Origin of the sequence: Methylobacterium organophilum (assembly GCF_022179465.1) — a bacterium.
GTDB lineage: Bacteria > Pseudomonadota > Alphaproteobacteria > Rhizobiales > Beijerinckiaceae > Methylobacterium > Methylobacterium organophilum.
Map to the genome: position 1 here is coordinate 59,503 of NZ_BPQV01000006.1, position 25,392 is coordinate 84,894.

The 25,392-nt window shown below is 72.0% G+C and carries 21 protein-coding genes and 1 pseudogene; 13 read left to right on the top strand and 9 right to left on the bottom strand.

Annotated features, from left to right (window positions below):
• The first annotated feature begins 170 nt into the window (after positions 1–170).
• On the top strand, positions 171–1,997 hold the full coding sequence (glmS, locus tag MFF21_RS11545; protein WP_238311318.1) for a glutamine--fructose-6-phosphate transaminase (isomerizing): 1,827 nt from the start codon (positions 171–173) through the stop codon (positions 1,995–1,997).
• Between the two features lie 12 nt (positions 1,998–2,009).
• Here glmS and MFF21_RS11550 read toward each other — a convergent pair whose 3' ends face one another.
• Entirely contained in the window at positions 2,010–3,236 is a 1,227-nt protein-coding gene (locus tag MFF21_RS11550) for an acyl-CoA dehydrogenase family protein (RefSeq protein WP_238311319.1), read from the bottom strand.
• A gap of 217 nt (positions 3,237–3,453) precedes the next feature.
• On the opposite strand from MFF21_RS11550, the gene MFF21_RS11555 reads away from it, so the two are divergent.
• Both MFF21_RS11555 and MFF21_RS11560 read left to right on the top strand, forming a co-directional pair.
• The gene (locus MFF21_RS11555; RefSeq protein ID WP_238311320.1) at positions 3,454–3,843 is read left to right on the top strand and encodes a YciI family protein; all 390 of its coding nucleotides are present in this window, start codon (positions 3,454–3,456) and stop codon (positions 3,841–3,843) included.
• On the top strand, positions 3,840–5,096 hold the full coding sequence (locus tag MFF21_RS11560) for an RNA polymerase sigma factor (RefSeq protein ID WP_238311321.1): 1,257 nt from the start codon (positions 3,840–3,842) through the stop codon (positions 5,094–5,096). Before MFF21_RS11555 ends, MFF21_RS11560 begins: the two co-directional genes overlap by 4 nt.
• Before the next feature lie 47 nt (positions 5,097–5,143).
• Here MFF21_RS11560 and MFF21_RS11565 read toward each other — a convergent pair whose 3' ends face one another.
• Complete coding sequence (locus MFF21_RS11565; protein ID WP_238311322.1) at positions 5,144–5,440, bottom strand: FAD assembly factor SdhE; 297 nt, start codon at positions 5,438–5,440, stop codon at positions 5,144–5,146.
• Between the two features lie 242 nt (positions 5,441–5,682).
• Between MFF21_RS11565 and recG the strand changes: the two genes are divergently transcribed.
• The gene (gene recG, locus MFF21_RS11570) at positions 5,683–7,818 is read left to right on the top strand and encodes an ATP-dependent DNA helicase RecG (protein ID WP_238311323.1); all 2,136 of its coding nucleotides are present in this window, start codon (positions 5,683–5,685) and stop codon (positions 7,816–7,818) included.
• A 345-nt stretch (positions 7,819–8,163) separates the two neighbouring features.
• Positions 8,164–8,493 (top strand): hypothetical protein, encoded by a 330-nt coding sequence (locus tag MFF21_RS11575; RefSeq protein ID WP_238311324.1) that lies wholly within the window; start codon positions 8,164–8,166, stop codon positions 8,491–8,493.
• A 23-nt stretch (positions 8,494–8,516) separates the two neighbouring features.
• Here MFF21_RS11575 and MFF21_RS11580 read toward each other — a convergent pair whose 3' ends face one another.
• Positions 8,517–9,308 carry a DUF502 domain-containing protein gene (locus MFF21_RS11580; RefSeq protein ID WP_238311325.1) on the bottom strand — a complete coding sequence of 264 codons (792 nt, stop codon included), beginning with the start codon at positions 9,306–9,308 and terminating at the stop codon, positions 8,517–8,519.
• 94 nt (positions 9,309–9,402) lie between these two features.
• A complete protein-coding gene (locus tag MFF21_RS11585) occupies positions 9,403–10,572 on the bottom strand; it encodes a PepSY-associated TM helix domain-containing protein (protein WP_238311326.1) in 1,170 nt (389 codons plus the stop codon).
• Positions 10,573–11,092: 520 nt separating this feature from the next.
• Between MFF21_RS11585 and mfd the strand changes: the two genes are divergently transcribed.
• Positions 11,093–14,692: a transcription-repair coupling factor gene (gene mfd / locus MFF21_RS11590; protein ID WP_238311327.1), complete on the top strand. Its 3,600-nt coding sequence runs from the start codon at positions 11,093–11,095 to the stop codon at positions 14,690–14,692.
• A gap of 78 nt (positions 14,693–14,770) precedes the next feature.
• On the opposite strand, the gene MFF21_RS11595 is transcribed toward mfd, so the two are convergent.
• Together MFF21_RS11595 and MFF21_RS11600 are read right to left on the bottom strand one after the other, a co-directional pair.
• Positions 14,771–15,109: a hypothetical protein gene (locus MFF21_RS11595; RefSeq protein WP_238311328.1), complete on the bottom strand. Its 339-nt coding sequence runs from the start codon at positions 15,107–15,109 to the stop codon at positions 14,771–14,773.
• Positions 15,110–15,344: 235 nt separating this feature from the next.
• Positions 15,345–16,688, bottom strand: a complete 1,344-nt coding sequence (locus MFF21_RS11600) for an AMP-binding protein (protein WP_238311329.1) — start codon at positions 16,686–16,688, stop codon at positions 15,345–15,347.
• Positions 16,689–17,035: 347 nt separating this feature from the next.
• On the opposite strand from MFF21_RS11600, the gene MFF21_RS11605 reads away from it, so the two are divergent.
• Positions 17,036–17,824: an invasion associated locus B family protein gene (locus MFF21_RS11605; protein ID WP_238311330.1), complete on the top strand. Its 789-nt coding sequence runs from the start codon at positions 17,036–17,038 to the stop codon at positions 17,822–17,824.
• Between the two features lie 149 nt (positions 17,825–17,973).
• Here MFF21_RS11605 and hspQ read toward each other — a convergent pair whose 3' ends face one another.
• Both hspQ and MFF21_RS11615 read right to left on the bottom strand, forming a co-directional pair.
• Positions 17,974–18,312 (bottom strand): heat shock protein HspQ, encoded by a 339-nt coding sequence (hspQ, locus tag MFF21_RS11610; protein WP_238311331.1) that lies wholly within the window; start codon positions 18,310–18,312, stop codon positions 17,974–17,976.
• An 80-nt stretch (positions 18,313–18,392) separates the two neighbouring features.
• Positions 18,393–19,442, bottom strand: coding sequence for an HpcH/HpaI aldolase/citrate lyase family protein (locus MFF21_RS11615; RefSeq protein ID WP_238311332.1), 1,050 nt, complete (start codon positions 19,440–19,442; stop codon positions 18,393–18,395).
• 427 nt (positions 19,443–19,869) lie between these two features.
• On the opposite strand from MFF21_RS11615, the gene MFF21_RS11620 reads away from it, so the two are divergent.
• Positions 19,870–21,096, top strand: coding sequence for a patatin-like phospholipase family protein (locus MFF21_RS11620; protein ID WP_238311333.1), 1,227 nt, complete (start codon positions 19,870–19,872; stop codon positions 21,094–21,096).
• 3 nt (positions 21,097–21,099) lie between these two features.
• Here the strand turns inward: MFF21_RS11620 and MFF21_RS11625 are convergent, their stop codons facing one another.
• A complete protein-coding gene (locus MFF21_RS11625) occupies positions 21,100–22,326 on the bottom strand; it encodes a UbiH/UbiF family hydroxylase (protein WP_238311334.1) in 1,227 nt (408 codons plus the stop codon).
• A gap of 229 nt (positions 22,327–22,555) precedes the next feature.
• Here MFF21_RS11625 and MFF21_RS11630 point away from each other — a divergent pair, with 229 nt between their 5' ends.
• The 5 genes and pseudogenes from MFF21_RS11630 (at position 22,556) to MFF21_RS11650 (ending at position 25,212) form a co-directional block, all read left to right on the top strand.
• A complete protein-coding gene (locus MFF21_RS11630) occupies positions 22,556–22,756 on the top strand; it encodes a hypothetical protein (protein WP_238311335.1) in 201 nt (66 codons plus the stop codon).
• Entirely contained in the window at positions 22,753–22,992 is a 240-nt protein-coding gene (locus MFF21_RS11635) for a hypothetical protein (protein ID WP_238311336.1), read from the top strand. The genes MFF21_RS11630 and MFF21_RS11635 overlap by 4 nt, the downstream gene beginning before the upstream one ends.
• Before the next feature lie 131 nt (positions 22,993–23,123).
• Entirely contained in the window at positions 23,124–24,098 is a 975-nt protein-coding gene (locus MFF21_RS11640; RefSeq protein ID WP_238311337.1) for a quinone oxidoreductase family protein, read from the top strand.
• Between the two features lie 41 nt (positions 24,099–24,139).
• Positions 24,140–24,736: pseudogene (locus tag MFF21_RS11645) on the top strand (nicotinamidase).
• A gap of 239 nt (positions 24,737–24,975) precedes the next feature.
• Positions 24,976–25,212: a hypothetical protein gene (locus tag MFF21_RS11650; RefSeq protein ID WP_238311338.1), complete on the top strand. Its 237-nt coding sequence runs from the start codon at positions 24,976–24,978 to the stop codon at positions 25,210–25,212.
• Positions 25,213–25,392 lie beyond the last annotated feature (180 nt).

A 25,392-nucleotide genomic window follows, 5' to 3' on the forward strand; every position in this document is an offset into this window, starting at 1 on the left:
TCGCGAAACGCCGCGGCGGCCGGGCTGGCTTTGCGGGGCCGCGATCCGGTACAACCCCCGGCTTCGCGGCACGCTCAAGGTACGGTCCTTGCGCGGGGGAGCGGCGGGCGGCCGGCCCTGTTCCGGAACGGGACGGAAGGCCGCAATCTGGGGCTTTCGAGGGGCACGCCATGTGCGGAATCGTCGGGATCGTCGGGCGGGACAGCGTGGCCGACCAGGTGGTCGAGGCCCTGCGCCGCCTCGAATACCGGGGTTACGATTCCGCCGGCATCGCCACCCTCGAAGCCGGGCGGCTGGAGCGGCGGCGGGCGGAGGGCAAGCTCTCGAACCTCCAGCTCAAGCTGATCCAGGCCCCGCTGAAGGGCGCCATCGGCATCGGGCATACCCGCTGGGCCACCCATGGCCGGCCCAACGAGACCAACGCGCATCCCCATGCCACCGAGCGGCTGGCCGTGGTCCATAACGGCATCATCGAGAATTTCCGCGAGCTGAAGGGCGAGCTGGAGGCGCAGGGCGTGCGCTTCGAGACCGAGACCGACACCGAGGTGGTGGCCCAGCTCGTCAGCCACGCCATGGGGCAGGGGCTCGGGCCGGTCGCGGCGGTGGAGGCGGTGCTGCCGCGCCTGCGCGGCGCCTTCGCCCTCGGCTTCCTGTTCGCGGGGGAGGCGGACTTCCTGATCGGCGCCCGCCACGGCGCACCGCTCGCCATCGGCTTCGGGCCGGGGGAGACCTATCTCGGCTCGGACGCCCTGGCGCTGGCCCCCTTCACCGACGAGATCACCTATCTCGACGAGGGCGACTGGGCGATCCTGACCCGCGACGGGGCCGAGATCCGCGACCTCTCGGGCCAGGTGGTGGCCCGGCCCCGGCAGAAGATCGTGTCCCAGGCCTTCCTGGTCGACAAGGGCAACCACCGCCACTTCATGGCCAAGGAGATCCACGAGCAGCCGGAGGTGGTCGGGCGCACGCTCGCCCATTACGTCGATCTGGCCAACGGCCGGGTCGCCCTGCCCCAGGCGCTGCCCTTCGACTTCGCGAACCTGTCGCGCCTCTCGATCACCGCCTGCGGCACCGCCTATTACGCCGGCCTCGTCGCCAAATACTGGTTCGAGACCCTGGCGCGGCTGCCCGTCGAGATCGACGTGGCCTCCGAGACCCGCTACCGCGAGCCGCCCCTGGAGAAAGGCGGCCTGACCCTGGTCATCTCGCAATCGGGCGAGACCGCCGACACCCTGGCCTCGCTGCGCTACGCCAAGGCGCAGGGCCAGCACACCCTGGCGGTGGTCAACGTACCGACCTCGACCATCGCCCGGGAGGCCTCCGCCGTGGTGCCGACGCTGGCCGGCCCCGAGATCGGTGTGGCCTCCACCAAGGCCTTCTCCTGCCAGCTCACCGTGCTGCTCTGCCTGGCGCTCGCCGCCGCCCGGGCCCGGGGCACGATCGACGCCGCCCGCGAGCGGGCGCTGGTCGACGCCCTCATCACCGTGCCGGGGCTGATGGCGGAATCGGTCACGCTCGAGCCCGCGGTCGAGGCCCTGTCCCGCGAGATCGCGAAGGCCCGGGACGTGCTCTATCTGGGGCGCGGCACCAGCTATCCGATGGCGCTCGAAGGCGCCCTGAAGCTCAAGGAAATCAGCTACATCCACGCGGAAGGTTATGCGGCGGGCGAACTCAAGCACGGCCCGATCGCGCTCATCGACGAGAGCGTGCCGGTGATCGTGATCGCCCCCCACGACGCGATCTTCGAGAAGACGGTCTCGAACATGCAGGAGGTCGCCGCCCGCGGCGGCAAGATCATCCTGGTGGGCGACGCCCAGGGCGCGGCCAAGGCCGGGCTCGACACGCTGGCCACCCTGACCATGCCCGAGATCGACCCCGTGGTGGCGCCGATCGTCTACGCCGTGCCGGTGCAGCTCATCGCCTACCACACCGCCGTCTTCATGGGGAAAGACGTCGACCAGCCCCGCAACCTGGCGAAATCCGTCACCGTGGAGTGAGGGCGCGCGCCCTCACGGCCGCGGCAGCATCCGGTCGCTGATGATGCGGCGCTGGATCTCGCTGGTGCCCTCGAAGATCGTGGTGAGGCGGGCGTCGCGCCAGTAGCGCTCGATCCGGCGCTCGGTGGTGTAGCCGTTGCCGCCGTGGAGCTGCATCGCCTGGTTGGTCACCCGCACCGCCATCTCCGTGGCGAGCAGCTTCACCTGGGCCGATTCGCTCTCGGCGGGTTCGCCCTGGTCGAGGAGATGGGCGACCTGCTGCCAATAGGCGCGGGCCTGCGCCACCTCCGCGGCCATGTCGGCGAGGGCGAAGCGCAGGGCCTGGAAGTCGCCGATCGGGTGGCCGAACTGCTCCCGCTCCTGCAGGTAGAGCGTGCAATCCTCCAGGGCCGCCCGGGCGACGCCGACGGCGCGGGCCGCGGTGTGGACGCGGGCGATGTTGAGGCCCCGCTGCACCGAGGCGAAGCCGCCGGCATCCGCATCCGCCCCCTCGTCGCCGTAGAGCCCGGTGAGCCGGTCGCTCTCGGGCACGCGCACCCCGTCGAGTTCGAGCTCGAAGGTGAGGAAGCCGTGATAGCCGATCTTGTCGATGACCGTGCCGGTCATGCCCTCGGGGAAGCGGCCGGGCTCCTTGACCACGAGGAAGGGCTCCAGGCCCGCCGAGCGGGGCTCGCCCGGCTTCGGCTCGCGGGTGCGGGCCAGGACCTCGATGAAGTCGGCGCCCTGCGCGAAGCCCGCCCAGCGCTTGGTGCCGGTGAGCACCCATGCGTCGCCCTCGCGCACGGCCCTGGTCCGCACGCCGGCGAGGTCCGAACCGGCGGTGGGCTCGGAGAGCGCGATCGAGCCGATCCACTGGCCCCTCGCGGATTTCGCCAGAAGCGCCCGGCGCCGGTCGTCGTCCAGGGTCTGCGTGCCGAGCCCCTGGCCGCGGGCGAGGATGGAGCCGACGGAGAGCCAGGCCCGGGCGAGCTCTTCCGAGACCAGGCAATACTCGAACACGCCGAGCCCCATCCCGCCATAGTCGGCGGGGATGGTGATGCCGAACCAGCCCTTCTCCGCCATGGCGTCGATGAGGGTGCGGGGCATCTCGCCCTTCTGCGGGTCGAGCGCGTCGGCGAGGGGCAGCACCACCTCGCGGGCGAAGGCGCGGGCCTCCTGCTGCAGGGCGACCCGGGCCTCCGTGCGCCACGGGGACAGCAGCTCCGGCGGCCGCGGCGCCTTCAGCTCCGGCGTCGACATGGATCCTCCCCGTCCGGTTGTTTTCCAAGCCTGCGCCAACGCTCAAGGTGGCCAAGCGTTTCAGCGACCATGCGTTTCAGCGACCATGCGTTTCGGGGACCTTGCGGTTCGCGGGGACGCATCGGGGGGGGGAGGGGGCCGGGCCGCCTTTTTCGCGCGCCGTCTGTCGGCACGCGCTAGGCTCGCCCGTCCTCGCCGCAAACACGGGAACCGGCCGATGCTCTACGCCCTGCTCTGCTACCACTCGGAAGAGGTCGTCTGCGCCTGGAGCCAGGAGGAGGACGCGGCGGTGATGGCAAAGCTCGCCGTGGTGCAGGAACGGCTCGCGCGCGCGGGCAAGCTCGGCCCCGTCGCGCGGCTGATGCCGACCACCGCGGCGACCACCCTGCGCAAGGACCGGGAGCCGCCGCTCGTCGTCGACGGCCCCTTCGCCGAGACCAAGGAGCAGCTCCTCGGCTTCTACCTCCTCGAATGCACCGATCTCGAGGAGGCCCTGTCGATCGCCCGGGAGCTGGGCCAGGCCAATCCCGGCGGCTCCTACGAGATCCGGCCCGTGGCGCATTTCGCCCCCGGCGCCCCTAGCCCGGTCGGCGCGGCCACCTCATGAGCCCCAACGCCCTCGCCTGGATCGACCAGGCCCTGCGGGCGGCCCGGCCGACCGCCCTGGCGGCGCTGCTGCGCTATTTCCGCGATCTCGACACCGCGGAAGAGGCCTTTCAGGAGGCCTGCCTGCGGGCCCTCGCCCATTGGCCGCGCAACGGGCCGCCCCGGGACCAGGCCGCCTGGCTGATCCTGGTCGGGCGCAATGCCGGGGTCGACGCCCTGCGCCGCCGCGCCCGGCAGGAAGCCCTGCCCGACGAGGCCGCCCTCTCCGATCTCGGCGACGCGGAGGCGGACATCGCCGAGCGTCTCGACGGGGCGCAGTATCGCGACGACATCCTGCGGCTGCTCTTCGTCTGCTGCCATCCGGACCTGCCCCGCACCCAGCAGATCGCGCTGGCCCTGCGCGTCGTCTCCGGCCTCTCGGTGACGCAGATCGCCCGCGCCTTCCTGGTGAGCGAGGCCGCCATGGAGCAGCGCATCACCCGGGCGAAGGGGCGGGTGGGGCGCTCCGACCTGCCCTTCGAGGCCCCGGGCGCCCCGGAGCGGGCGCGGCGCCTCGCGGGGGTCGCCGCCATGCTCTACCTCGTCTTCAACGAGGGCTATTCGGCCGGCTTCGAAGCGGTGGGCGCCCGCGCGCCGCTCTGTGACGAGGCGATCCGGCTCGCCCGGCTGTTGCTCAGGCTGTTCCTGGCCGAGCCCGAGATCATGGGGCTCACCGCCCTGATGCTGCTCCAGCATGCCCGCGCCGCCGCGCGGTTCGATGCGGAGGGGGCGGCCGTGCTCCTGGAGGATCAGGACCGCGCCGCCTGGGATGCGGGGATGATCGGGGAGGGGCTCGCCCTGCTCGACAAGGCGATGCGCCACAACGCCCCCGGCCCCTACCAGATCCAGGCGGCGGTGGCCGCGCTCCATGCCCGGGCGAAGCGGGCCTGCGACACCGACTGGGTGCAGATCGACCACCTCTATGCCAGCCTGGAGCGGATGCAGCCCTCCCCCGTGGTGACCCTGAACCGGGCGGTCGCCGTCTCCAAGGCGCGGGGGCCGGGGGAGGCGCTGGCCCTGATCGAGCCCCTGGCCGAGAGCCTGTCCGGCTATTTCTACTTCCACGGGGCGCGGGGCGCCTTCCTCAAGCAGCTCGACCGGCGGGCGGAGGCGCGGATCAGCTTCGACCGGGCGATCGCCCTCGCCGGCACCGCGGCCGAGGCCGCCTTCATCCGGACGGAACTGGACGCCCTGGGCGGGGAGGGGCCGCCCTGACGGCGCCCGCCCCCCGCGGCTCTGCCGCGCGCGGACGGGGAGGGCGCTCAGGAATGGATCGGCGCGTCGTGCCGGTGGAAGGCCTTGAGGCGGCGGTAGACCGTGGTGTCGTAATTGCCCGGGACCTCGGCCTCGCCGGTGAGCCAAGTGAAGAGGTCGCGGTCGGGCACCTCGATCAGGGCCTCGAAATCCGCGAGCTCGTCCTCGGAGAAGTCGCCGATCGCCGCATCGGCGAAGCGGCCCATGATCAGGTCCATCTCGCGGATGCCCCGGTGCCAGGCCCGGAACAGGGTGCGGCGGCGGCGGGGATCGAGATCGGCGCTGGAGCGGGTGGTGCCGGACATGGGAGAGACCTGGGACGGGCCGGACGGACGAGGCGGGATCCAGGGATCCGGGGAGACCGTGATCCTTGGATCCCGGACTCCTTGGACACCGTGATCCCGAGCGGGACCCGGAGCATAGGACAGGGCGGGGACCGATGCACGCCGCCGGCATTCCACAGGCCGGGCTTGCAACCTCATGCCGCAGCGCTACCGGATGGAAACCGGGGCAGGGCATCATGACAGGACAGGCCGCCCCTCCCCCGATGACCGACGAGACACCCCGCCTGCGCCCCAGCATCCTCGACGCGCTCTTCGCCCCCGCCCGCGGCCTGCCCGGGGTCGGGCCGAAGATCGCGCCGCTGATCGAGCGGCTGCTCGGCAGCGAGGAACGCCCGGCCCGGGTGGCCGACCTGCTGTTCCACCTGCCCCAGCGCGGGGTGGCGCGGCCGCTCTCGGGCTCGGTCCGCGACGCGCCGGTCGGCGAGCCGGTCACGATCGGCGTGACCGTGGCGGCCCATCGCCCGCCGATGCCCGGCGCCGGCAAGCGGCCGTTCCGGGTGCTCGTCGAGGATGAGACCGGCGACGTGACCCTGGTCTTCTTCGGCATGCCGCGCCAGCGGGTGGAGAAGATGCTGCCGCTCGGGGCCCATCGCTACGTCTCCGGCCGGATCGAGCTCTGGGACGGGCACCGGCAGATGGTCCATCCCGCCCGCGTGGTCGATGCGGAGGGGCTCGCGGCCCTGCCGGCGGTGGAGCCGGTCTACGGCGCGACCGAGGGGCTGACCTCGCGCATGATCGGCAAGATCGCCCATGCCGCCCTCGACAAGCTCCCCGTCCTGCCGGAATGGCAGGACCCGGCCTGGCTGCAGCGCAACCGCTTCCCCGCCTTCGCCGAGGCGTTGAAGGCCGAGCACCATCCCGAGGAGGCGCCCCCCGCCCCGAAGGAGGGGGAGGAGGCCCCGCAGACGCCGGCCCGGCGCCGGCTGGCCTATGACGAACTGCTCGCCTCGCAGCTGGCGCTCGCCCTGATGCGGGCGCGCCAGCGGCGCAAGCCCGGCCGCTCCAATGCCGGGGACGGCGCCCTGCGCGACCGGATCGAGGCGGCCCTGCCCTTCGCGCTGACCGGCGCGCAGCGGCGGGCCGTCGCCGAGATCCGCGCCGACATGGCCTCGGAGCGGCGGATGCTGCGCCTGCTCCAGGGCGATGTCGGCTCGGGCAAGACGGCGGTGGCGCTGCTCGCCATGGCGCATGCGGTCGAGGCCGGGCGGCAGGCGGCGCTGATGGCGCCCACCGAGATCCTGGCCCGGCAGCATTTCGAGCGGCTGGCCCCGCTCGCCGGCTCCCTGCGCCTGCGGCTGCTCACCGGCCGGGACAAGGCGGCCGAGCGCCGGGCGACGCTCGCCGACCTCGCCGCCGGCCACATCGACATCGTGGTCGGCACCCACGCCCTGTTCCAGGAGGCGGTGGCCTTCCGCGACCTCGGCCTCGCCGTGGTCGACGAGCAGCACCGCTTCGGCGTCCACCAGCGCCTGGCGCTCGGCGCCAAGGGCCAGGCGGTCGACATCCTGGTGATGACCGCGACGCCGATCCCGCGCACCCTGGCCCTGACCTGCTTCGGCGACATGGACGTCTCGGTGCTCGACGAGAAGCCGGCCGGGCGCCAGCCGATCAAGACCCTCACCATCCCCACCGAGCGCATCGACGAGGTGGTGGAGGGACTGCACCGGGCGCTGGCCGCGGGGGACCGGGTCTACTGGATCTGCCCCCTGGTGGCCGAATCCGAGTTCGTGGACCTCGCCGCGGCCGCCGAGCGGTTCGAGGACCTGAAGGCGCATTTCGGGGAGGCGGTCGGCCTGATCCACGGCAAGATGCCGGGGCCGGAGAAGGACGCGGCCATGGAGCGCTTCGCCGCCGGCGCGACCAGGGTGCTCGTCTCCACCACCGTGGTCGAGGTCGGCGTCGACGTGCCGGAGGCGACGATCATGGTGATCGAGCATGCCGAGCGCTTCGGCCTCGCCCAGCTCCACCAGCTGCGCGGGCGGGTCGGCCGGGGCTCGAAATCCTCCTCCTGCCTGCTGCTCTATCGCGGCCCCCTCGGCCAGGTCGCCAAGGCCCGGCTCGAAATGATGCGCGAGAGCGAGGACGGCTTCCGCATCGCCGAGGCCGATTTGCGCCTGCGCGGGGAGGGCGAGGTGCTGGGCACCCGCCAATCCGGCCTGGCGGCCTTCCGCCTCGCCCGGCTCGAGAGCGACGGCGACCTCCTGGAGGCGGCGCGGGACGATGCCCGGCTGATCGTGGAGCGCGATCCCGGGCTGACCTCGCCGCGGGGCGAGGCCCTGCGGGTGCTGCTCTACCTGTTCGAGCGGGACGCGGCGATCCGGCTGATCGGGGCGGGCTGAGCGACGGCTGGATCCGCCGCGCGGAGCGGCCGGCGGACGTGTTCAGGTCCGTTCAGGTCCGTTCGGATTGGCGGAGTCGTTCAGCTTCGCTTCAGGAAGGATGGCGGGTGCGAAGGCGCACCGATCGCCGCAGCGGCGACACGGACACGAATCCGTCACGAATTCTTTTTTCGATCGAATTCAACGACTTGTCGACATACCCTCATCTCTTGGATGAGGTTCCGGGCCGCCCTCGCGGAACTTTGCCAGCCTGAAATTCCTTGAATTGGCCCAAAACCTCCCTTAACTGAAGATGAACGAAAGGCCTCGATCATCGGGGCGCCACAGGAATCCAGGAGGAAGGCTATGTCGGCCGGACTGTTCCAGACCCTGCCGGGCGCGCACGAGATGGGCGGCGCTCAGGCGCTCCCCAGCGAGCCCTGGCTTCTCCCGATCTCGGACCGCGAGGAGCGGCGCGAGGAGACCTCGTCGGAAGCGTTGCTTCAGGCGGTCAAGCTCTCGTCCCGCCGCTTCTGGCTCGCCGCCAACGCGCTCTGCGCCGTGCTGGCTCTGCTTCTGACGGCGCAGGTCGCCACCGACTGGCGCAGCCCCGTCGGCCAGCCCGCGAGCGGGCAGGTGGCCGAAGCCACTCCGCCGACGATCGCCGTGGAGAAGGCCTCGCTCGTCCACCACTGACGCCGGCCCTCGGGCCGATCGGTTCAGGACTCCTGGCGCGCTGGCTCCCGGCGCGCCTTTTCCATGTCCGGGGGCGCCCCGGACTGGGCCGCCCGCAGGGAGGCGGCCATGGCGTTGAGGCGGGCCTGCGGGTCCTCGGGCTGGATGACGCCGGCCGACATCACCAGCTTGGCCGCGTCGTCCACGCTGATGCCGACCTCGATGATCTCGGAGCGGGGCAGGTAGAAGAAGAAGCCCGTGGTCGGGTTGGGCGCGCAGGGCAGGAACACGCCGACATAATCGTGCCCCGCCTTCTCGCGCTCCTCCAGCGCCCCCTGCACCTCGCTCGCCGCTGGGGCCGAGAGGAAGACCACCGACCAGGTGCCCTTCACGGGGAACTCGACCAGGCCGACCGTGCGGAACGAGGTGCCGTTGGCCGAGAACAGCGTCTCGAAGATCTGGCGCAGGCCGCGATAGAGCCCGGAGATCACCGGCGTGCGGGCGAGGAGCACCTCGCCGAACTCCACCACCGAGCGGCCGACCAGGTTGGCGGTGAGGAAGCCGAGCAGCGTCACCGCCACGAAGGCGATGACCAGGCCGAGGCCGGGGATCGAGAAGGGCAGGTAATGGTCCGGCAGGTAGCTCGCCGGCACCAGGGGCTTCACCCAGCCGTCGATCAGCGCGATCACCCACCAGGTCAGGTAGGCGGTGATGGCGAGCGGACCCGCCACGATGATGCCGGTGAGGAAATAGGTCCGCAGGCGCCCGCGGGCGCTCACCCGCGTCTTGGTGCTCGCGGGCTCGGGGTCGGGGATCGGCGAGATCGTGGGCGCCACGCATGCACCTTGGGGGAGGCGGGCGCCGGCCCGTGAGGCCGGCACGCCGCAGGATTCTGCCCTGTGCCTGACGTAGCGGCTGCGCCGCAGCGCCTCAAGAGCCGCCGGCTGCGGCGTAGGCGGGCTGCGTCGCCGGGGGCGCCCGCCGCCGGGCCGCGGCGCGGCGCAGCCAGTACAGGGTCAGCCCGGTCCCGGCGAAGAGCGGCATCATCAGCGCGGCGAGGCAGAACAGCAGGGCGACGGGGGCGCCGAAGAAGCGGCCGCGATGCACCTCCAGCATGTTCTCGGCGATCTGCCGGCCGAGGGGCTTGTCGGCGGCCGGCTGCACCGCGAGCAGGGCGCCGGTCTCGGCGCTGAAGCACGCCTCGTCGCGGTCCTTCTGGCCCTGGCCGCCCGTGGCGGTCAGGAAGCGGATGCGGATCGCCTCCGCCTCCGGCCCCGGCAGGGCGATGACGGACAGGCGCGCCTCCCGGCCCGGCCCGGCCATGAAGGCGGCCCAGGCCCGGTCGAGGGCGAGGGGGCCGGCGGCGCCGCGCTTGCGCTCCGCCTTCGCCGCGGGCGGGGCACCGGTGAGGAGGAGGGTCGCCCCCGTCCGGTACCAGTCGTAGGACCACCACAGGCCCGAGAGGGCGATGACCGCGTAGACCGGGACCAGCCAGGTGCCGAGGACGGCGTGCAGCGACCACCAGCGCGCCCGGCCGGGCCGGGACAGGCTGGGCTTCAGCCAGATCCGCCAGCGATGGAGCTTGGGCCAGCGCAGGTAGAGGCCGGTGCCGAGGAAGACGAGGAGGGACAGGGCACAGAAGCCGGTGAGCGTGCGGCCCCAGCCCCGGCCGTCCCCGGGCAGGAGGAGCCAGCGATGCAGGGCGCGGATGGTGGCGAAGGCCGCCTCCGTCCGGGCCTCGCCGCGGACCGCGCCGTCATAGGGGTCGAGATAGAGCGAGGCGGGCCGGGCGCCGTCCCGGCCGCGGGCGAAGCGCAGGCGGGGGGCCTCGGCGGGATCGCCGGACAGGGTCAGGGCCTCGACCCGCGCCCCGGGCCGTTCGGCCTGCGCCCGGGCGACGAGCGCTTCGGGCGTCAGCCGCACCCGCCCCTCCTCCACCCGGACGAGGGCGAGGTCGGCATCGACGAAATCCCCGATCGCCTCCTCGTAGGAGAGCAGCGCCCCCGTGATCCCCATCAGGGCCAGGACGAGCCCGGCGGTGAGGCCGAGCGCCCAGTGCAGGCGGAACAGGACGCTGCGCAGGCGGGGAAACGCCGTCATTCAGGACTCGGGGTTCGAGGATCACCGGAACGGACAACCGGCGGCGAGGGCCGGGGCGATCGAGGGAAGGTCACAGGTCTCGCCGGCGCGGTTGAGCCGGTTGAGCCGCAGGGTCGCCGGCCCCTTTCGGCCGGCCAAGCAAGAATCGGGGATAGAGGAGCGCGCGAGGAGCGGTCAACGATCACCGGTACATGGCGCGCATGCATTCGATAGATTATAATTTTTATAAATCAGAACTCGCCGCTGTTCTTGCCGATCACGGCTGAAGCAGAAGCAAGGTCAGGCATCGACATGCTCAGGTTGCAAGACCGGTCGTCGGCCGCGGGCGCCGGCCCCGCGGCGGGAGCAGGCGGCCCATGCGGCGCGGCCCTGCGGCATGGCGACTTCGCCCCTGACCACGGGCGGGGTTTCGGCTAAACGTCCCGTCGAAGACCCGATCCCTTGCCGCCCGTGGGCCCCGGATGTGATCCGCCGCGCCCTTCGAGCGTTTCCCCGCCGACGAGATCCGCCGCGCCTGCCGATGGCCAAGCCGAAGCCCCCAGCCCCACAGCCCGCCCCGAAGCCGCAGACCGCCCGCTTCGCCCTGCCGAAATCGGCGCCGCTGACCCAGGCGCTGGAGGCGCTCAAGCGCGGGGACAGCCCGACGCTCGCCAGCGTGCCGGAGGGTTTCGACACCCTGGTCGCCGCCGATCTCGCCCGCGCCCTGTCGGGCAGCTTCGAGGGGCCGGCGGTGCTGGTCCACGTCGCGCGGGATTCCGGCCGCTCCAACGCCTTCCAGACCGCCCTGAAATTCGTCGCCCCCGAGATCGAGGTGATGAGCTTCCCGGCCTGGGACTGCCAGCCCTACGACCGGGTCTCGCCGAACGCGGCCATCGCCGCCCAGCGCATGACGGCGCTCTCGCGGCTGACCCGCTCGCGCTCCTCGGAGGAGAAGCCCCGCATCCTCTGCACCACGGTGAACGCCCTGGTGCAGCGGGTGCCGCCCCGGGACCGGGTCGCGGTCGAGACCTTCTCGGCGGCGATCGGCAACGTGGTGCCGATGGACAAGGTCGTGGCCTGGGTCGAGGCCAACGGCTTCCTCCGCACGGGGACGGTGCGGGACACCGGCGAATACGCCGTGCGCGGCGGCATCCTGGACCTGTCGCCGCCGGGCCTGCCCAACCCGATCCGCCTCGACTTCTTCGGCGACACGCTGGAGACGATCCGCGCCTTCGATCCCGAGACCCAGCGCACGGTGGGCTCCCTGCGCTCCCTCGACCTCGTGCCGATGAGCGAGGTGCAGCTCACCACCGAGACGATCCGGCGCTTCCGCCAGGGCTATCTCACGAGCTTCGGCGCGGCCAACCGGGACGACCGCCTCTACGAGACGGTGAGCGAGGGGCGGCGCTATGCCGGCCTCGAGCACTGGATGCCGCTGTTCTACGAGAGCCTCGACACCCTGTTCGACTATCTCGGCGACGTGCCCTTCCTGTTCGACGCGCAGGTGGAGGATGCCGCCGCCGAGCGCTTCGCCCTGGTCCAGGACTATTTCCAGGCCCGCGAGAGCGCCCTGAAGACGCCCCAGCCCGGGGTCGCCCCCTACAAGCCCCTGCCGCCCCGCGCCCTCTACCTGACGCCCAACGAGTGGAAGAGCCGGCTCGAAGCCTTGAGCGTGGCCCGGCTCACCCCCTTCGCCCAGCCGGATTCCCCCGAGCGCGCGGTGATCGATTGCGGCGCCCAGGCCGGGCGCAACTTCGCGCCGGAGCGGGCGAACGAGGCGGCGAGCGTGTTCGACGCCGCGGTCGCGCATATCCGCGCGCTGCAGGGATCCGGGCATCACGTGATCCTCGGATCCTGGTCCGAGGGCTCCCGCGACCGGCTCTGTGCCGTGCTGACCGATCACGGCCTGAAGAAGCCGATCGAGATCAACACCCTGACCGCGGTCAACGCGCTCAAGCGCGGCACCGACGTGGCGGTGGCGGTCTGGGGCCTGGAGGCCGGCTTCACCATCGACCGCCTCGCGGTGATCGCGGAGGGCGACATCCTCGGCGACCGGCTGGTGCGCCAGAAGCGCAAGTCGAAGCGGCCGCAGGACGTGATCCTGGAGGTGCAGGCGCTCCAGCCCGGCGACCTCGTCGTCCATGCCGATCACGGCATCGGCCGCTTCGTCACCCTGAAGACCGTGCACGCCGCGGGCGCCCCGCACGATTGCCTGGAGCTGCAATATACCGGCGGCCTGCTGCTGCTGCCGGTGGAGAACATCGAGCTCCTGACCCGCTACGGCTCGGAGGATTCCGAGGTCGCCCTCGACCGCCTCGGCGGCGGGGCCTGGCAGGCCCGCAAGGCCAAGATGAAGCGCCGCATCCTCGAGATGGCGGGCGAGCTCATCAAGGTGGCCGCCGCCCGCTTCGTGAAGCCCGCCCCCGCCCTCAAGGCGCCGGAGGGGCTCTACGAGGAATTCGCCGCCCGCTTCGCCTTCCAGGAGACCGAGGACCAGGCCAACGCCATCGACGCGGTGCTCGACGACCTCAATGCCGGCCGCCCGATGGACCGCCTGGTCTGCGGCGATGTCGGCTTCGGCAAGACCGAGGTGGCTTTGCGCGCCGCCTTCGCCGCGGCGATCTCCGGCAAGCAGGTCGCCGTTGTGGTGCCGACGACGCTCCTCGCCCGCCAGCATTACCGGACCTTCGCCGAGCGCTTCAAAGGCCTGCCCGTCAACGTGGCCCAGCTCTCGCGCTTCGTCTCGGCCGGCGAGCAGCGCCAGACCCGGGCCGGGCTCGCCGAGGGCAAGGTCGACATCGTGGTCGGCACCCACGCCCTGCTCGCCAAGAACGTGGCGTTCAAGGATCTCGGCCTCATCATCGTCGACGAGGAGCAGCATTTCGGCGTGGCCCACAAGGAGCGGCTGAAGGCGCTCCAGGCGGAGGTCCACGTGCTGACCCTCTCCGCCACCCCGATCCCGCGCACGCTCCAGCTCGCCATGACCGGGGTGCGCGAGCTCTCGATCATCGCCACGCCCCCCGTGGACCGGCTCGCGGTGCGCACCTTCGTGACGCCGTTCGATCCGCTTCTGATCCGCGAGGCGCTGCTACGGGAGCGCTATCGCGGCGGCCAGTCCTTCTACGTGGTGCCGCGCATCGAGGACCTCGCCGAGGTCAAGCGCTTCCTCGATCAGGAGATGCCCGAGACCACGGTGGCCGTGGCCCACGGCCAGATGGCGGCGGGCCAGCTCGAGGACGTGATGACCGCCTTCTACGAGGGCAAGTACGACGTGCTGCTCTCGACCACCATCGTCGAATCGGGCCTCGACATCCCCACCGCCAACACGCTGATCGTGCACCGGGCCGACATGTTCGGTCTCGCCGCGCTCTACCAGCTGCGCGGCCGCGTCGGCCGCTCCAAGGCCCGGGCCTACGCCCTGTTCACGACCCCGGCCAACCGCCAGCTCACCGCCCAGGCCGAGCAGCGCCTCAAGGTGCTCCAGAGCCTCGACACCCTGGGCGCGGGCTTCCAGCTCGCCTCCCACGACCTCGACATCCGCGGCGCCGGCAACCTCCTCGGCGACGCCCAGTCCGGCCACATCAAGGAAGTGGGCTACGAGCTCTACCAGCAGATGCTGGAGGATGCGGTGACCGCGCTCAAGGCGGGCATCGCGGAGCCGGAGGCGGAGGCCTGGTCGCCGACCATCGCCATGGGCGCGCCGGTCACGATCCCCGAGAGCTACGTGGAGGATCTCACCGTCCGCCTCGGCCTCTACCGGCGCCTCTCGACCCTCGAGAACGACCAGGAGCTCGAGAGCTTCGGCGCCGAGCTGATCGACCGGTTCGGGCCGCTGCCCGGGGAGGTGGAGCAGCTCCTCAAGATCGTGACGATCAAGATCCTGTGCCGGGAGGCCAATGTCGAGAAGGTGGAGGCGGGCCCGAAGGGCATCGTCGTCCAGTTCCGCGACCGCGCCTTCGCCAACCCGCAGGGGCTCGCCGCCTTCGTGGTGGAGCAGGGCTCCTTCGCCAAGGTGCGCCCGGACATGAGCGTCGTCTTCATCCGCGAACTCGATTCGGTGCCCGAGCGCCTGAAGGTGACGACGCAGATCCTGCGCAACCTCGTGAAGATCGCGGCCCGCGGGGGCAAGAAGGCGGCCTGATCGGCATCGCCTTCGTCCGGACAACGAAAAAGGCGGACCTCTCGGCCCGCCCCGTCATCCCTGCGTCAAGAGACGCGATTACTTGTCGGGCTCGTTGAGGACGTAGGGGCCGATCCGGCTCTTCAGGTCCACGGGCGCGCCGGCGCGGGGGCCGGCATCGTCCATGTCGATCACCGGGATGCCGCCGGCCAGCATCTGCTCCCGCAGGCGCTGGGCGAGGGCCGCCCGGGTCGGATCGGTCGAGGAGAGCTGGAGCAGGATCGCCGCGGGCCGGGCGATCACCGCGAGGACATCGTCGGCCGCCTCGATCGACGCGGTGACGCTCGCGAAACCGAGCCCCGCGAGGTCGGCGGCGAGAGAATGGTCGACGGCCCTGCGGCCATCATCGACGACGAGCACTTGTTGCAGCGCACCCATAAGCTCAAGCGTTACCCTATGTCCGGCCCCTTGAAAAGGGACCGTTGCCATAACCCCCACAGCCACGATTTGGTTCGCCGGCCCTCCGCGCCGGAGGCGGTCGCGGGGCGGCGCAAAGGGAGGAGCGGCCCTGCGGCCGCCTCCGGCAACGCGAGCCAACCCTCGCAGGGGCTTCATGAATTCGGGCTGAAGCGCGGCGCTTGGCGCTCCCCGCGGGGCCTGCGGCGGAGGGCCGTCAGGCGGCGGCGGAGGCGTCCGGCGCCGCGTTGCGGGCGGTTTCGACCGCCGCGATCACCCCTTCCGAGGCGGACAGCGCATAAGGCGTAGCCCGCCAATTCTCGTCGGAGGCCGGATTCGCGCTTCCGCGTTGCAGCGGAGCGGCGTTGCAGGCCCGGCCCCGGAAACCGATTCGCCCGTCGCCCTCGCGGCGCATCGCCATCAGGTTGGCCGGCAGGGCGAGTCGGTCCGGGCGGGCCAGCACCAGGCCGAGATCCCCGGCCTCGCCGCGCGGCCGGGAGAGGAGGGCGGTCTCGCCGAAGGCGAGGGCGTCGACCACGCTCGACACCCGGAGGGCCTCGCCCGCGCGGGCCGCCTGCCCGAGCGGAGCCGGCGCCCGGCGGGCGAGGATGACGGAGCGCAGGCTCTCGGGCAGGTCGCGGCCGGCGAGATTGCGCTCCAGGAAGGCGGGGGCGACGAGATGGGTCGGGACGGGGCGGGCGAGGGCGCGGGCGAAGCCCTGTCCGTCGAAGACCGGCAGCGTCTCGAGGCTCGCGCCCGAGACGAGGGCCGCGGCGAGGCCCGTGGCGAGGCCGAGCAGGTCCTGCGCGCCGATCAGGCTGAGGATACGCGCCTCGGGGGCGATCCGCGCCGCGCAGAGATGGGCCGCCGTGGCCGCGACCAGGGCCTCCGAGGAGCGGTAGAAGGGCGCTTCGGGATCGCCGCCGCAGAAGCTCACGAGACCGCCGCAGGGGAGGAGCGGGGGCGGCGCGTCCTCCGTCCGGGCCGGGAGGTTGCGCCCGTCCAGCGCCATGGCGTCGAGATTGATCACCCCGTCCGGCACCTCGGGCCCGAAGGCGGCGAGATAGCGCAGCCCGAAATAGCGGGCGGCGACCCCGCAGAGCCGCTGGGCGAGGGCGAGGGAACCGAGCCGGCTCTGCGTCAGGATCGCGCAGAGGCCCGCGCTCTGGGCGGCGGCGAGCAGCTTCTCCTCGTCCCAGCTCACGGGCAGCAGGCAGGGCAGGTGGCCGGCCGCCTCGACGGCGAGGAAGGCCAGGGCGCCCTCGCTGCCCGGCGGCAGGCAGAGGCCGATCCGGCTGCCGGGCGGCAGCCGCCAGGCGCGCAGGCCCCGGGCGAAGCGCTCGACGATCTCGGCGGCGGCGGCATAGGTCCAGGTGATGGCCGGCCGGTCGCTCCAGGCGGCCTTGTCGGCGGGATCCACGAAGGCGACCCGGTCGGGATGCCGGCGGGCGGTGGCGGAGAGCAGCAGGCCGAGGCGGATGCGGGCGAGCGGTGCCAGACCCGGCGAAGGCGTCTGCGCCGCTAGTCCTGCCTCATCCCCGATCGGACGATGCGCCGTCACCTTGAGCGATCTCCTGCGCGAACCGCCGGCCGCGCCTCCGCTGAGAGATGGGCGGCCATGGTTAACGCTGCGTTAAGTCGGGCCGCCGGGGCTCCGATTTCGTTCACGATCCGGCGGGCGGCGCTTGAGGCGGCGCAGGCGGCAGTGTAGGGCGCAGGCGTCATGCCTTCGCCGCATTCCAGGGGAAAGCAGGCGCCCCGATCGTCCGGGCAGGATCGGTCCGCGCTCCAGGGTCCACGACGATCCCGGTGATTCGACGCGCCGGCTGTGCCGCCTCCGGAAAGGCCTGCCCGCGACCGTCCGCCCTCACGTTCGAACGCGCTTTCGCTGAAGGGGTCTTGAAGCCGATGTTTCCTGCAAACCGTCCCGCGCGCCCGCTGCGCAGCACCGCTCTCCTGGTCCTGGCGGGCCTCGGGGCCGGCCTCGCTTCGCCCGCCCTCGCCCAGTCGAAGAAGCCCGCCGCGCCCGCCCCGGCTCAGCCCGCCCCGGCGCCGGCCCAGCAGCAGCCCGCGACCAATGCCGCGCAGCAGCCGGCCAATGCCGGCCCGCAGATCATCAACGTGAAGTCCGAGCCGAGCCAGGCCAACTGGACCAAGGTGTGCGGCAAGGACAACACCAGCGGCACCGACGTCTGCTACACCACCCGCGACTTCGTGTCGGACAACGGCCAGCCCGTGCTCGCGGCCGCCGTCTACGACATGAAGAACGCCGCCCAGAAGCAGGAGGTGCGGGTCGTCCGCTTCCTGCTGCCGCTGGGCCTGATGCTCAACCCGGGCATCCGCTTCAACATCGACGGCAAGGAGACGATCGGCGGCCGCTTCGCGGTCTGCTTCCCGAACGGCTGCTTCGCCGAGGCCGGCGGCGTCACCAACGAGTTCATCGCCGCCCTCAAGAAGGGCAACACCCTCAACGTCTCGGTGCAGAACCAGACCCAGCGCGAGGTGGTGTTCGCGGTGCCGCTCGCCGGCTTCGGCACGGCCTTCGACGGCCCGGCGGTCGACCCGAAGGTGCTCGAGGAGCAGCAGAAGAAGCTCCAGGCCGAGCTCGAGAAGCGCTCCGACGAGATGCGCAAGAAGCTCGAGACGCAGCAGGGCGGTGCCGCGCCGGCCGCCACCCCGGCTCCCGCCGCGAAGTAAGCGAGCGCGTCCCGCGCAGGAACAGGGCGGTCGCCGGCCACGGCGGCCGCCTTTTTCTTTGTCGTCACGGCCGCGCCCCGTGCCCGGAACGACGAGGGGCGCCGCTGAACCTCAGCGGCGCCCCTCCGTCCTCGATCGCGCGGCTGCGGTCAGTTCGCCTGGCTGCCGCGCATCCGGTAGCCGCCGTGGGAATCCCGCTCGAACACCTCGGGGATGCCGTGGTGGCGCAGGGCCTCGCCCGAATGGTCGGGCACGAGGTTCTGCTCCGAGACATAGGCGATGTACTCGCTGTCCGCGTTCTCGGCGAGGAGGTGGTAGAACGGCTGGTCCTTGCGGGGCCGCACCTCCTCGGGGATCGCGAGCCACCATTCCTCGGTGTTGGCGAATTCCGGATCGACGTCGAACACGACGCCGCGGAACGGATAGATCCGGTGGCGCACCACCGAACCGAGGCCGAACTTCGCGGTTCTCATCGTCGTCGCTGTCATGGTCGTCTGGGTCATGCCCGGAGAGATAGGGACGGGGGCGGCCGTCGTCACCGTCGATGCCCCGCGACCCTGCGCCCCGATCACGGCAGATTGTAGACCTTGGCGAGCTCCGGATCCTTCGCAGCGACGAGCTTCGCGAGGTCGACGATGACCTTGGCCTGCTTCCAGGTGGCGTCGTCCTGCATCTTGCCGTCGATCATCACGGCACCGGTGCCGTCGGGCATGGCCTCGACGATGCGCACGGCGAAGGCGACCTCCGCCGGATCCGGCGCGAAGACCGTCTTGGCGAGCGCCACCTGGCTCGGATGCAGGGTCCAGGCACCGGCACAGCCCATCAGGAAGGCGTTGCGGAACTGGACCTCGCAGGCGGCCGAATCGGAGAAGTCGCCGAAGGGGCCGTAGAAGGCCTTGATGCCGTTGGCCATGCAGGCATCGACCATCCGGGCGATGGTGTAGTGCCACAGGTCCTGCTGGGCGGAGGCGCGCTCGGCATCGCCCTTGGGATCGGCGATGACGCGGTAATCCGGGTGGCCGCCGCCGACGCGGGTGGTCTTCATGCCGCGCGAGGCCGCGAGATCGGCCGGGCCGAGGCTCATGCCGTGCATGCGGGGGGAGGCGGAGGCGATGGCGTCGACATTGGCCACGCCCTCGGCCGTCTCCAGGATCGCGTGGACCAGGATCGGCTTGGTGACGCCGTGGCGCGCCTCGAGCTGGGCCAGCAGCTGGTCGATGTAGTGGATGTCCCAGGGGCCCTCCACCTTCGGCACCATCACCACGTCGAGCTTGGAGCCGATCTCGGCGACGATCGTGAACAGGTCGTCGAGAATCCAGGGGGAGTTCAGGGCGTTGATGCGGGTCCAGAGGCCGGTGCCGGTGGCGGCGAAGTCCGTGGCGCGGGCCATCTCGACGAAGCCCTTGCGCGCCGCCTCTTTCTGATCGGCGGGGACCGCGTCCTCCAGGTTGCCGAGCACCACGTCCACCGTCTTGGCGAGTTCGGGCACGCGGGCGCGGACCTTCTCGTTGTGGGGCGGCACGAAGTGGATCATCCGCTCGAGCTTGATCGGAAGCTCGCGGAAGGGTTCCGGCGCGCCGGCGGCGAGCGGCTGGAAGAAGCGGCGCGGCAGTTTCATGGGGTGTTCGCTCCTCGAGACTGTTCTTGGTGGCCCGGTTCGTTGGCCCGTCGCGGGACGGGAAGGGCTGCCTCCCGGTTAGTGCAGGGCCGGCCGTCCCGTAAAGCCTCGATGGAAGGGACCTTTCGGCGGAGGGCGGGTCCGCGCGACGTTCCCGTTGCCCGAGTCGTCGCGCGGCATGCTTGCGATGTCCCGGCGCGGGGCCAAGAAAAATAACTCGTCGTCAAGAAGTCGATGAGATATTGTTCATGTCTCTTCAGTCTTCGTCTCGTCCGAGGTGTTGTCGCGCACGGATGCCAGCTTCCCGACCGCTCCCCGCAGGCTCCGGCCGGAACCATCCGCGCCCGAACGTCTTCCACGGACGAGGTGGGTGAAGGTTCGACTGTCGACCGGTGTCGAAGGACCGGCGGCAGGGGAGGCTGTGGCCATGTCGGGATTGACCAAGCGCCACGTGCTCGCCGGTGCGTTCTCTCTGACGCTGGCGGCGGGCACGGCCGAGGCGAAGCCCACGCACCGCAAGATGCTCGACAAGTCGGCCGGGCGGCCGGACGGGGAGGGCGGCGAGAGGCAGGGGGACCGCATCGCGTTCACGGCCGAGGAGGCCGCCCATGCCAGGCCCGCCGGCCTCCCGCAGGCGTTCCGGATCGCGGGCGACGACAGCGAGGCCTTCGCGGCGCTGCTGGCCGGGGCTTCCCGCGCCACCGATCCCTGGCTGGTGATGTCGGGCGGCGGCGAGAACGGCGCCTTCGGGGCCGGGCTCCTCTGCGGCTGGTCGCAGGCCGGCAACCGGCCGGAATTCGGGGTGATCACCGGCGTGTCCACGGGCGCCCTGATCGCGCCCTTCGCCTTCGTCGGCGCCCAGGCGGACGACGCGCTGCGCCGGAACTACACCGAGATCTCCGCGGCCGACGTGTTCGAGTTCGGGGCGACGCCCGTTTCGCTGACCGATACCTGGCCGCTCAAGGAGCGGATCGACGCCGCGGTCACGCCCGCGCTCCTCAAGGCGGTGGCCGCCGAGCATGCCAAGGGCCGGCGCCTGCTCGTCGCCACCACGCAGATCGACACGGAGCGCCCGATCCTGTGGGACATGGGCGCGCTGGCGAGCGAGGGCGGGCCGGCGGCGCTGACGCTGTTCCGGGCGATCATCCTCGCCTCCACCGCCGTGCCCGGCGTGTTCCCGCCGGTGCGCCTCCCCGTCGTCTCGGCCGAGGGCAAGGCCTTCGAGGAGCTGCACGCGGATGGCGGGGCCATGGGGCCGTTCTTCCTCGCCCCGGCCGAGGCGGTGGCGGGCGAGACGAACCGGGCGCTGACGCTGCCGGCCCGGGAGGTCTATCTCATCGTGCACAACCGGCTGACGCCGGAATTCCAGATGGCGGGCCTCTCGACGCTCGGCGTGCTCGGGCGCAGCATGTCGGCGGCGATCAAGGCGCAGACCCGGGCGGCCCTGGCCCTGACGCGGGCCTATGCCGCCCGCACGAATCTCGACCTGCGCGTCGCCCAGATCGACGGACGCTTCCCCGACATCTCCGCCGCCCCCTTCGACCGGGGCTACATGCGGGCCCTGTTCGCCCATGGCGAGGCCCTCGGCCGGGACGGGACCGGGTTCGCGCCGGCTGCCCAGTCGAACGATCGGGCCCTCGCGGCGATGCGCTGAGCCTCAGCCCTGCCGGCGGCGCATCAGGCTCGGCACGCCGAGCTGGGGCAGCAGGCCCTCGCGCATGACGAGGCGGCGCAGGGGCGGCAGCGCGCTCACGGCGGCGAGCCCGATCCCGCGCAGGGCGTCCACCGGCAGGAGATGGGTGAGCAGGCTGCGGTTGAGCATGTCCACCGCCGTGCTGCGCAGGCCCGCATCGAGGGTGCGGCCGGCGGCGAAGCGGGCCAGGGCCGCGGGCAGGCCGGGATCCCGCCCGTTGTCCCGGGCCGCCAGCACCGCGTCGCGCAGGGCCGCCGCATCGCGCAGGCCCAGATTGAGGCCCTGGGCGCCGATGGGCGGGAAGACATGGGCCGCCTCCCCGATCAGGGCGAGCCGCGTCGCGACCGGCGCCGCGACGGAGAGCCCGCGCATCGGCACCAGCCCCCGCGGCCCGTCGATCCGCATGGCGCCGAGCATGGATTGCGCCTGATGCTCGACGGCGGCGGCCAGGGCCGGGTCGTCGAGACGGGAGAGGCGCTTGGCCGCCCGCTCCCCGGTGACCCAGACGAGGCTCGAGCGCTGGCCGCCGGGCAGGGGCACCAGGGTGAAGGGCCCATGCGGGGTGTGGAACTCCGTCGAGACGTCGCGATGGGGCTTCTCGTGGGCGAGCAGGGTGGTGATCGCGGCCTGGGGATAGGACCATTCCCGCACGAGCAGGCCGGAGGCGGCGCGCAGCGGCGAGCGTCCGCCATCCGCCCCGACGACGAGCTGGCCCTCGACGCTGCGCCCGTCCTCCAGGGTGACGCGCGCGCCCTCCTCGCTCCTCCGGCTGCCCGCGGCATCGCTCTCGAACAGGGTCAGCCCCGGCACGTGGCGGGCCCGGCGGCGCAGGGTCTCGATCAGGGTCGCGCTCTCGACGTTCCAGCCGAAGGCGTCGAGGCCGATCTCCGCGGCGGTGAACCGGGCCGGCGGCGGCCGGAACAGGCTGCCGGTGTCGTCGATGATGTGCAGTTCGGCCAGCGGCGCGGCGTGGGGGGCGATCTCCGGCCAGGCGCCGAGGGCGTCGAGGAGACGGATCGATCCGTCGAGCAGCGCCACCGTGCGCCCGTCGGCGACCGGGGCATGGCGGCCGATCAGGGCGGTCCGGATGCCGTCGCGGGCGAAGGCCAGGGCGGCGGCGAGCCCAACCGCGCCGGCCCCGACCACGATCGTCTCGAACCGCTGGTCCCGTGCCGGCTGCGGATCCGCCACCACGCCTCTCCCTCGCATCGCACGCGTCTCTCCCGACGCGTCTCTCTCAGAGATCCTACAGAGGAGACGGACGGGCGAGGTCAAGGCCAACAGGCCAGGTCCGAGGGGCGATGCGGGACTCGGCGTCGGCCCGGATCGGGCCGGCCGACGCTGAGACGGCAACCAACCGGCTCCGCGGGCATTGTCCCGTACGGCCGCGGTTCTGCCGGATGCCGCACGGGAGCATGGCGTGAAGACCTTCATCGACCAGAAACGGGATCTCGACGGGCACCGCACGCGGTCGGATTACGATCCCGTGCTCCTCGGCGTGGCCCATGGGCTGGCCCGCCTGTTCCCCCCGGTCGAGCATCCCGGCGCCCTGCGCGGAAACCCGGCCCGGGATACAGGGACGACGCGGCCGGCACCGGCGGGGAACGGCCCGAACGCATGAGATCCGAACGGATGAAACCCGAGCTGATCGACCAGCACATCACGGCGATGACCCGGGCGGGCACGAACCTGCTGGCGCAGATGCGGGAGGAGGGGCTGCGCTACCGCCTCTCGATCCGCCCCGAGGACACCGCCACCGTCCATGTCGCCGTCGAGGGCCTGACCCCGGACCTGGAGAGCCGGATCCGCCGCTGCTTGTCGGGCACCGGCATGCGGGTGGCGGTGGCGCAGGTCTGACGCGGGAGGCGGACGTAACGCGGGCGAGGGGCGCAGGCGCTCCCGACAAGGCCACGCGGGTTGAGACTTCGAGGGCCGTTGGTCCTATCATGGCCGCCACGAGGCGGGCGTCAGGCCAGGGACGACACGACATGCCGAAAGCGATCCGGGTGCACGCATACGGTGGGCCGGAGGTGATGCGCTACGAGGAGGTGGCGGTCGCCGATCCCGGCCCGGGCCAGATCCGCGTCCGCCAGACCGCCATCGGCGTGAACTTCATCGACATCTATTTCCGCTCCGGGGCCTACAAGATGCCCGCGCTGCCCTTCACCCTGGGCAAGGAGGGCGCCGGCGCGGTGGTCGCCGTGGGCGAGGGCGTGACCGATTTCCGGGTCGGGGAGCGAGTCGCCTATGCCGGTGCCAGCGGCACCTACGCGGAGGAGGTCGTGGTCGACGCGGCCGGCGTCGTGCACGTGCCGGAGGGCATCGCCGACGAGACCGCCGCCGCGATGATGCTCAAGGGCCTGACCGCGCAGTACCTGCTGCGCCAGACCTACCGGGTCGAGCCGGGCGACACGATCCTGTTCCATGCCGCGGCCGGGGGCGTCGGGCTCATCGCCACGCAATGGGCCAAGCATCTCGGGGCCACGGTGATCGGCACCGTCGGCAGCCCGGAAAAGGCGGAGCTCGCCAAGCAGCATGGCTGCGACCACGTCATCCTGTACCGGGACGAGGATTTCGTGGCGCGGGTCCGGGAAATCACCGGCGGCAAGGGCGTGCCGGTCGTCTATGACGGCGTCGGCAAGGCGACCTTCCCGGCCTCCCTCGACTGCCTGCGTCCCCGGGGCCTGCTCGCGAGCTTCGGCTCCGCCTCCGGGCCGATCGAGGCCTTCGATCTCGGCCTCCTCGCCGCCAAGGGCTCGCTCTACGTCACGCGCCCGACCCTGTTCAGCCACACCGCCACCCGGGCCGGCCTCGACGCCATGGCCGCCGATCTGTTCGAGGTGGTGCGCAGCGGCGCGGTGAAGATCCCGATCCATGCCCGCGCCAAGCTCGCGGACGCGGCCCAGGTGCATCGCGACCTCGCCGGCCGGCAGACCACCGGCGCCACGGTGATGACGCCGTGATCCGCGGATCACGGGATCCGGGGATCTTCGGATCCCCGGCCATGAGCCTCGGCCCGCGCGACGTCCTGCACGGCGGCGCGCTCGCGGTGCCGGAGGGCGACGCCGCGAGCGCGCCGCTCAACCGGCTGATCGCGGCCGCGCCCCACCTGGTGCTGACGCAGGACTGACATCCGCGGAGGCACGCCTCCTTCGCCACGCGCCACGAGGGCCGCGCGCCCTTCGAGACCGCGGCGCTGCCCTACGGCCCGCAGATGCTCTGGCCGGACCATTGCGTGCAGGGGACGCCGGGGGCGGAGATCGCCCCCGGGCTCGCGGCGGAGAAGGCGCAGCTGATCCTGCGCAAGGGCTTCCATCGCGGCGTCGACAGCTACTCCGCCTTCCTCGAGGCCGACCGCACCACGCGCACGGGGCTGACCGCCTACCTGCGGGAGCACGGATTCGAGCGCCTCGTGCTGTGCGGGCTCGCCACCGATTACTGCGTCGCCTGGAGCGCCCTCGATGCCCGGGCGGACGGCTTTTCGGTGAGCGTCGTGGAAGACGCGGTGCGGGCCATCGATCTCGACGGCTCGCTGGCCCGGGCCTGGGTGGAGAGGGAAGGGGCGGGCGTCGGCAGGCTCCTAAGCGCGGCTCTTCTCTAGAACGCCTTCCGACGAAGGGCCTGCCGCCAGCTTCGCGGTCCCCCGCTTCGGATCCGCAAGCACCGAACCCGCTTCCGCGCATGCCGCGAGGTGAATTTCTCCAGGCGGCGCAGGCCCGGGGATGGCGAAGACGGCGCCGCCCGGTCGTGTGTCTCGGAGCACAGCCAAGCTGAGGGGATCCGTTGTTCTATCGGGACAGATGCAAACACGGCATCGGTTCCGAGTTCGGAGATCCTCCCATGACGCATGCAGTGAACATGAAGCTCGACGACGCCGCTCTCGACGCCGTCCAGGGCGGAACCGGCGGATACTGGGATCACAGCGGCAAGATCTCGATGTATGTGACGCCGGTCGCCGGCAATGCCACGATGTCGACTGCGCAGGACAGAAGCTCCGTCCGCAAGAACGAGCAGGGCGTCTTCGTAAAGTGGGACCGGGCGCAGGGGCGCGAGGTTCCGGCGCCGAAGCTGCGTTGACGTCTTCCGGCCCCGCGGGACAGCTCTGCTGAGCACGGGCTCGGCAGAGCGCATCGCGGGCCGATCGGGAAGACGGCCCGGATCGGGGCCGTGCGGCGTGCGATCGAGCCGCGACCCCGGCCTAAACCCCACCTCCAGAGGCGCGCGTCCGGACACATCCGGTGGTTCCGAGACGGCCGG

Bases quoted from the DNA above. Each gene is read 5' to 3' on its own strand.
- MFF21_RS11555 (WP_238311320.1), top strand. From the start codon at position 3,454: ATGCTCTACGCCCTGCTCTGCTACCACTCGGAAGAGGTCGTCTGCGCC.
- MFF21_RS11565 (WP_238311322.1), bottom strand. From the start codon at position 5,440: ATGTCCGGCACCACCCGCTCCAGCGCCGATCTCGATCCCCGCCGCCGC.
- MFF21_RS11560 (WP_238311321.1), top strand. From the start codon at position 3,840: ATGAGCCCCAACGCCCTCGCCTGGATCGACCAGGCCCTGCGGGCGGCC.
- glmS (WP_238311318.1), top strand. From the start codon at position 171: ATGTGCGGAATCGTCGGGATCGTCGGGCGGGACAGCGTGGCCGACCAG.
- mfd (WP_238311327.1), top strand. From the start codon at position 11,093: ATGGCCAAGCCGAAGCCCCCAGCCCCACAGCCCGCCCCGAAGCCGCAG.
- MFF21_RS11595 (WP_238311328.1), bottom strand. From the start codon at position 15,109: ATGGGTGCGCTGCAACAAGTGCTCGTCGTCGATGATGGCCGCAGGGCC.
- MFF21_RS11635 (WP_238311336.1), top strand. From the start codon at position 22,753: ATGAGATCCGAACGGATGAAACCCGAGCTGATCGACCAGCACATCACG.
- MFF21_RS11615 (WP_238311332.1), bottom strand. From the start codon at position 19,442: ATGAAACTGCCGCGCCGCTTCTTCCAGCCGCTCGCCGCCGGCGCGCCG.
- recG (WP_238311323.1), top strand. From the start codon at position 5,683: ATGACCGACGAGACACCCCGCCTGCGCCCCAGCATCCTCGACGCGCTC.
- MFF21_RS11575 (WP_238311324.1), top strand. From the start codon at position 8,164: ATGTCGGCCGGACTGTTCCAGACCCTGCCGGGCGCGCACGAGATGGGC.
- MFF21_RS11620 (WP_238311333.1), top strand. From the start codon at position 19,870: ATGTCGGGATTGACCAAGCGCCACGTGCTCGCCGGTGCGTTCTCTCTG.
- MFF21_RS11585 (WP_238311326.1), bottom strand. From the start codon at position 10,572: ATGACGGCGTTTCCCCGCCTGCGCAGCGTCCTGTTCCGCCTGCACTGG.
- hspQ (WP_238311331.1), bottom strand. From the start codon at position 18,312: ATGACAGCGACGACGATGAGAACCGCGAAGTTCGGCCTCGGTTCGGTG.
- MFF21_RS11650 (WP_238311338.1), top strand. From the start codon at position 24,976: ATGACGCATGCAGTGAACATGAAGCTCGACGACGCCGCTCTCGACGCC.
- MFF21_RS11640 (WP_238311337.1), top strand. From the start codon at position 23,124: ATGCCGAAAGCGATCCGGGTGCACGCATACGGTGGGCCGGAGGTGATG.
- MFF21_RS11550 (WP_238311319.1), bottom strand. From the start codon at position 3,236: ATGTCGACGCCGGAGCTGAAGGCGCCGCGGCCGCCGGAGCTGCTGTCC.
- MFF21_RS11605 (WP_238311330.1), top strand. From the start codon at position 17,036: ATGTTTCCTGCAAACCGTCCCGCGCGCCCGCTGCGCAGCACCGCTCTC.